Source organism: Isoptericola sp. NPDC057391 (assembly GCF_042668085.1).
Taxonomy (GTDB): Bacteria; Actinomycetota; Actinomycetes; order Actinomycetales; family Cellulomonadaceae; genus Isoptericola.
Map to the genome: position 1 here is coordinate 1 of NZ_JBHVBO010000221.1, position 6,093 is coordinate 6,093.

The 6,093-nt window shown below is 75.6% G+C and carries 6 protein-coding genes; 3 read left to right on the forward strand and 3 right to left on the reverse strand.

All coding sequences use genetic code 11. The features are described 5' to 3' along the window. Positions 1-2: 2 nt before the first annotated feature. The gene (locus tag ACFUVW_RS18855) at positions 3-560 is read right to left on the reverse strand and encodes a DUF1697 domain-containing protein (RefSeq protein WP_430572839.1); all 558 of its coding nucleotides are present in this window, start codon (positions 558-560) and stop codon (positions 3-5) included. An 83-nt stretch (positions 561-643) separates the two neighbouring features. Between ACFUVW_RS18855 and ACFUVW_RS18860 the strand changes: the two genes are divergently transcribed. Next, positions 644-2,080, forward strand: a complete 1,437-nt coding sequence (locus tag ACFUVW_RS18860) for a class II fumarate hydratase (protein WP_430572840.1) — start codon at positions 644-646, stop codon at positions 2,078-2,080. 195 nt (positions 2,081-2,275) lie between these two features. Here ACFUVW_RS18860 and ACFUVW_RS18865 read toward each other — a convergent pair whose 3' ends face one another. After that, positions 2,276-2,785: a MarR family winged helix-turn-helix transcriptional regulator gene (locus ACFUVW_RS18865; protein ID WP_430572841.1), complete on the reverse strand. Its 510-nt coding sequence runs from the start codon at positions 2,783-2,785 to the stop codon at positions 2,276-2,278. A 49-nt stretch (positions 2,786-2,834) separates the two neighbouring features. Here ACFUVW_RS18865 and ACFUVW_RS18870 point away from each other — a divergent pair, with 49 nt between their 5' ends. After that, positions 2,835-4,181, forward strand: a complete 1,347-nt coding sequence (locus tag ACFUVW_RS18870) for an FUSC family protein (RefSeq protein WP_430572842.1) — start codon at positions 2,835-2,837, stop codon at positions 4,179-4,181. A gap of 20 nt (positions 4,182-4,201) precedes the next feature. Here the strand turns inward: ACFUVW_RS18870 and ACFUVW_RS18875 are convergent, their stop codons facing one another. After that, positions 4,202-5,485, reverse strand: coding sequence for a PhoH family protein (locus ACFUVW_RS18875; RefSeq protein WP_430572844.1), 1,284 nt, complete (start codon positions 5,483-5,485; stop codon positions 4,202-4,204). A gap of 351 nt (positions 5,486-5,836) precedes the next feature. Here ACFUVW_RS18875 and ACFUVW_RS18880 point away from each other — a divergent pair. Further along, positions 5,837-6,093, forward strand: a 257-nt coding sequence (locus tag ACFUVW_RS18880) for a DUF1697 domain-containing protein (RefSeq protein WP_430572843.1), incomplete at its 3' end; no start/stop codon positions are given.

Sequence of the window (6,093 nt, forward strand, 5' to 3'; positions counted from 1 at the left end):
CGTCAGGCCCGCGCGGCGGCCGCCAGCAGCCGCTGCACGGTCCCGAGCGTGCGCGTCGTCGCGACGCCTCCCGTGAGCCGCTCGACGAGAGAGTTCGGGTCGGCCCAGGTGCCCGGACCGCCCCGCACCACGCCGAGCACGACGCCGGGCCGCGCGGCCACGAAATCGAGCAGGTCGCGCTCGTCGGTCCACGGCAGGTCCAGGGGCAGCGGCTCCCCGCCGTCCACGAAGGTCAGGGTCTCGCGGTACGTCCGGTCGTCGCGGGTGAGGGCGAACGGGTCCCCGTCGATCGCGGCGGCGACGTCGTCCAGGGGCCGCACCAGGCCCGCGTGGCCGTAGCCCGCACGCTCGGCCAGCAGCGGCGCCGCGCCGCGCACCACGGCTCCCGCGTCACCGCCGGCCGCGCCCTCGACGTCGAGCAGCACCGTGCCGTTGGTCTGGAACGAGCGCACCGCTCGGGCGCCGGCCTCGAGCAGCGCGCCCTCGAGCACGTCGCGCACGGGGCTGCCCCGGTGCCCGAGGTTCATCGCGCGGTAGAAGGCCGCGTGCGTGAAGGTCATGGCCCCATCCTGGCGTGCGGCGCCCACACCGGCGTGACCTGCCTCACGGCGGACCGCCCGCGCGCGTGCGGCACGATAGAGGCATGACTTCCGACACCGTCGTCCCCGGCGCGTCCGGCGCGGGCGAGACCGAGTACCGCATCGAGCACGACACGATGGGCGAGGTGCGCGTCCCGGCGCACGCGCTCTACCGCGCGCAGACGCAGCGGGCCGTGGAGAACTTCCCCATCTCCGGCACCACGCTCGAGCGCGGCCACATCGAGGCCCTGGCCCGCATCAAGAAGGCCGCGGCTCGCGCCAACGCGGAGCTCGGCGTGCTCGACCAGGACGTCGCCGACGCGATCGTCGCCGCGGCCGACGAGGTCGCCTCCGGCGCGCACGACGCGCACTTCCCGATCGATGTCTTCCAGACCGGCTCGGGCACGTCGTCGAACATGAACACCAACGAGGTGCTGGCCACGCTGGCCACGCGCTCCCTGGGCAAGGACGTGCACCCGAACGACCACGTCAACGCCTCGCAGTCCTCCAACGACGTCTTCCCGACGTCGGTGCACGTCGCCGCCACCGCCGGCGCGATCCACGACCTGGTCCCGGCGCTGACGCACCTGGCCGACGCGCTGGCCGCCAAGGCCGACGAGTTCGGGACCGTCGTGAAGTCCGGCCGCACCCACCTCATGGACGCCACCCCGGTGACGCTCGGCCAGGAGTTCGGCGGGTACGCCGCGGCGATCCGCTACGGCGTCGAGCGCGTCGAGGCGGCGCTGCCCCGCGCCGCCGAGGTCCCGCTGGGCGGCACCGCGGTCGGCACCGGCATCAACACCCCGGCGGGCTTCCCCCAGCGCGTCATCGAGCTGCTGCGCGAGGACACCGGCCTGCCGCTGACCGAGGCGCGCGACCACTTCGAGGCGCAGTCGGCGCGCGACGGCCTCGTGGAGCTCTCCGGCGCGCTGCGCACCATCGCCGTGTCGATCACCAAGATCTGCAACGACCTGCGCTGGATGGGCTCCGGCCCGAACACCGGCCTGGGCGAGATCGCGATCCCCGACCTGCAGCCGGGCTCGTCGATCATGCCGGGCAAGGTCAACCCGGTGATCCCGGAGGCCGTGCTCATGGTGGCCGCCCGCGTGGTCGGCAACGACGCCACGGTCGCGTGGGCCGGCGCCAGCGGCTCCTTCGAGCTCAACGTGCAGATCCCGGTGATCGCGCAGGGCGTGCTCGAGTCGACCCGCCTGCTCGCCAACGCCTCGCGCGTCCTGGCCGACAAGACGGTCTCGGGCATCACCGCCAACGTGGACCGCGCCCGCGCGTTCGCCGAGTCCTCGCCGTCGATCGTCACGCCGCTCAACCGCGTGATCGGCTACGAGGCCGCCGCCAAGGTCGCGAAGCACTCGGTCAAGCAGGGCATCACCGTGCGCGAGGCCGTGATCGACCTCGGCTTCGTCGAGCGCGGCGAGGTCACCGAGGCCCAGCTCGACTCGGCCCTCGACGTCCTGTCGATGACGAAGCCCCCGCAGGCCTGACGCTCCCCGCCCGCGGAGCCGGAGACGACGACGGCGGCGCTCCCCACCGGGGGTGCCGCCGTCGTCGTCCCGCTCCGCGAACGCTGGGGGTTGGTAAGGCTAACCTCACCTGCTACTGTCGGCGGTACGCGGGGAGGCGCCCCTCGGGGCGCGGGGCTGGGGGGTTCCACCTGAGACTGCGGCGCCTCCCCGCGATCAGTAGTCCTTGGGGTCCAGGCGTCGCAGGACGACGGCGAGCAGCCGACCGAGCTCGGCCCGCTCCGCCTCCGACAGGTCCACCAGGGCCGCGCGCTCGTGCTCGACCTGCCGGGGGAACAGCTCGTCGACGAGCGCCTCCCCCTCCGCGGTCAGCGCCACCAGCACGCCCCGCTTGTCCCGCTCGTGCACGGCGCGCCCCACCAGCCCGGCCCGCTCCAGCCGGTCGAGGCGCTTGGTGATCGAGGCACCCGGCGACCCGGTCATCGTGGTGACCTCCCCCGCACGCAGGGGGCGCCCGGAGCGCCGCAGCGCGGTGAGGACGTCGAGCTCGGCGCGCGTGACGTCGCGGGCCGCGAGGTCGTCGGAGACCTCCGCCTCGAGCAGCGCCGCGATCCGGCGCACCCGCGCACCGACGTCGGCGGGGGACGTGTCGACCTCGGGCAGGCGCTCGGCCCACTGCGCACGCACGCGCTCGATGTAGTCCACGGCGACCAGGATAGAGGTCACACCCCCACTACTTCCCTGATGATTTACCTGTGAACTATTATGGTCGGCAATGCCTCTCACCCCCTCCCCCGTCCTGACGAGCGCCCGCGACGTCCTCGACCCCGGACACCTGCGCGCCGCGCTGCGCGTCAACCCCGCCGACGCCACGCTCGCGGCAGCCCTGCGTGTCGGCGCCGCGGCCGCCGTCGTCCTCGCGCTCAGCGCCGCCGTCGGGCGCACCGACCTGGCGGCCTTCGCCTCCCTCGGGGCGCTCGTCATCCTGTACGGGCGGTACGAGCCGTACCGGCGCCGGGCGGCCCTGCTGGCCGGCGTGGCCGGCGTGTTCGTGGCGGCCTTCGTGGTCACGGCCTCCCTCACCGCCGCCGGCGCGCCCACGCTCGTCGTCCTCGCGGTGGTGGCGCTGGTGGCCGGCGTGGCCACGGCGCTGTGCACCCTGGTCCGCACCGGGCCTCCCGGGGCGAGCATCGTCGTCTTCGCCGCGGCCGGCGGCATGGTCGGTCCCGTCGCGTGGGCCGACGTCGCCGAGCGGGGCGTCGCGTTCGCGCTCGGCGCCGCCGTCGCCTGGGTCGTGGGCATGAGCGGCTGGCTCGTGCGCCCGAGCGCCCCCGCGCGCCTCGCCGTCCGTCGCGCCGCGGACGCGGTGCGCCGGTCCCTCGACGCCGGCCCCGAGGGCGCGGACGCCGCGCGCGCCGCCTCCGCGGCCGTCGCCCGGGCCCGCGACGTGCTCGCCGACGACCTGTCCCACCGGCGGACCCGCGACACCGCGCGGGTGCTGGCCGCCGAGCTGGCCGCGGTCGCGGGGGCGCTCGAGCCCTCCGCACCCTCCGTGCCCGACGACGCGCCCCGTGCGCTCGCGCCGGCCGACGGGCTCCCGCCGCGCCGCCGCCTGCGCGACGACGTCCGCGCCGGCTGGCGCGTGCCCGGCTGGCGCCTCGCCGGCGTCCGCGTCGTGCTGGCGAGCGTCGTCGCCGGGGCGGGCACGCTCGCCGCGGGCCTGAGCCACCCGGCGTGGGCGCAGCTCGGTGCCACGGCCACGCTGCAGGGGGCGAGCACGCGCCACGCCGTGGTCCGCGCGCTGCAGCGCGGCGGCGGCACGGTGCTGGGCGCCCTGCTCGCCTGGCCGCTGCTCGCGGCGCACCTGCCGTTCGCCGCGACCTGCGTCGTCGTCGTGGTGCTGCAGGTCGTCACGGAGGTCGTCGTCGGGCGCCACTACGGGCTGGCCATGCTCACCATCACCCCGATGGCGCTGCTCATGACGTCGCTCGGCGGGTCCGTCGACCCCGCCGGGATCGCGGCGTCGCGCGCCCTCGACACCGTGCTCGGCGCCGTCGTCGGCGTGCTCGCCGTCGTCCTGGTGCACCCGCGCCGCCGGCCGGCCGTCCCTGCAGGGGCCTGACCGGCGGCGCGGCGCGCCCGTCAGATCTCCAGCGACTCCAGCATCTCGGTGACCAGCGCCGCGACGGGCGACCGCTCGGACCGCGTGAGGGTCACGTGCGCGAACAGCGGGTGCCCCTTCATCGCCTCGATCACGGCCGCGACGCCGTCGTGCCGCCCCACCCGCAGGTTGTCGCGCTGCGCGACGTCGTGCGTGAGGACCACGCGCGAGTCCTGCCCGATGCGGGACAGCACCGTGAGGAGCACGTTCCGCTCGAGCGACTGCGCCTCGTCCACGATGACGAAGGCGTCGTGCAGCGAGCGCCCGCGGATGTGCGTCAGCGGCAGCACCTCGAGCATCTCGCGGTCGATGACCTCGTCGACGACGTCGGGCGAGACGAGCGCGCCGAGCGTGTCGTACACGGCCTGCGCCCAGGGGTTCATCTTCTCGGACTCGGACCCCGGCAGGTAGCCGAGCTCCTGCCCGCCCACGGCGTACAGCGGCCGGAACACGATGACCTTGCGGTGCTGCCGGCGCTCGAGCACCGCCTCCAGCCCGGCGCACAGCGCGAGCGCCGACTTGCCGGTGCCGGCGCGCCCGCCCAGCGAGAGGATCCCGACCTCGGGGTCGAGCAGCAGGTCGATGGCGATGCGCTGCTCGGCGGAACGACCGTGCACGCCGAAGACGTCCTGGTCGCCGCGCACGAGGCGGACCGTCTTGTCGGGCGTGACGCGCCCGAGGGCGGAGCCGCCCGGCGAGTGGATCACCAGCCCCGTGTGGCACAGCAGCGGCGACGCGGCCTCCACGACGGCCGGGTCCAGCGCCGCGAGCTCCAGCTCGCCGCCCTCGTACAGGGTGCCCACCTGCTCGTCGGCGACGTCGATCTCGCGCATCCCGGTCCAGCCGGAGTCGACGGCGAGCTCGTGGCGGTACTCCTCCGCCCGCAGGCCGACCGCCGACGCCTTCACCCGCATCGGCAGGTCCTTGGAGACGACCGTGACGTCGCGCCCCTCGGCCGCGAGGTTCGCCGCCACGGACAGGATCCGGGTGTCGTTGTCGCCCAGCCGGAACCCGGCGGGCAGCACCTGCGGGTCGGTGTGGTTGAGCTCCACGCGGAGCGTGCCGCCGGCGTCGCCGACGGGGATCGGGTCGTCGAGGCGGCCGTGCTTGAGGCGCAGGTCGTCGAGCATCCGCAGCGCGCTGCGCGCGAAGTAGCCGAGCTCGGCGTGGTGCCGTTTGGCCTCCAGCTCCGTGATGACGACGACCGGCAGGACGACGTCGTGCTCGGCGAAGCGGTGGATCGCCCGCGGGTCGGACAACAGCACGGACGTGTCGACGACGAACGTGCGCGGTGTGGTGCCGTCCGGGTCGGTGGCGTCGACGGTGTCGCGCTCAGGGACGGGTGCGGTTCGGGCCACGGCGAGCTCCCTCCTGGTGGACGGGCGGCCGCCCCGGGGGCGCCGCGCGGCGCCGGGCCGGAGCCGGCCCTCCCGCACGGAGCGTGAACCCCATCGGCTGGCCTCCCCGAGGACGGCTGGACGCCGTCCCTGCCGCCAAACTACGACGCTGTGATTCGCGCCACCACCCCCGCGTCGGCGGGTCGGGAAGTTGTCACCCGGTGTTCACGCCCAGGCCCCCGCCGCGACGCGCGCACGAAGGGCGAGCACCATGGTGGCGTGACCCCGAAGTCCGCGCCGCCCTCGACGCCCGCCGACGACGTACCGACCGCCTGGGTCGTGCTGCTGCGCGGGGTGAACGTCGGCGGGTCCCGCCGCGTGACCTCCGCCGACCTGCGGGAGGCCGCCGCCGCTGCGGGCCTCACCGGCGCCCGCACCTACGCCAACAGCGGCAACCTGGTGGCGGTGGGCGCGGCGGACGACGCCGACGTCGCCGAGCGCGTCGCCGCCGCGCTCGCCGAGCGGCTCGGTGGCGA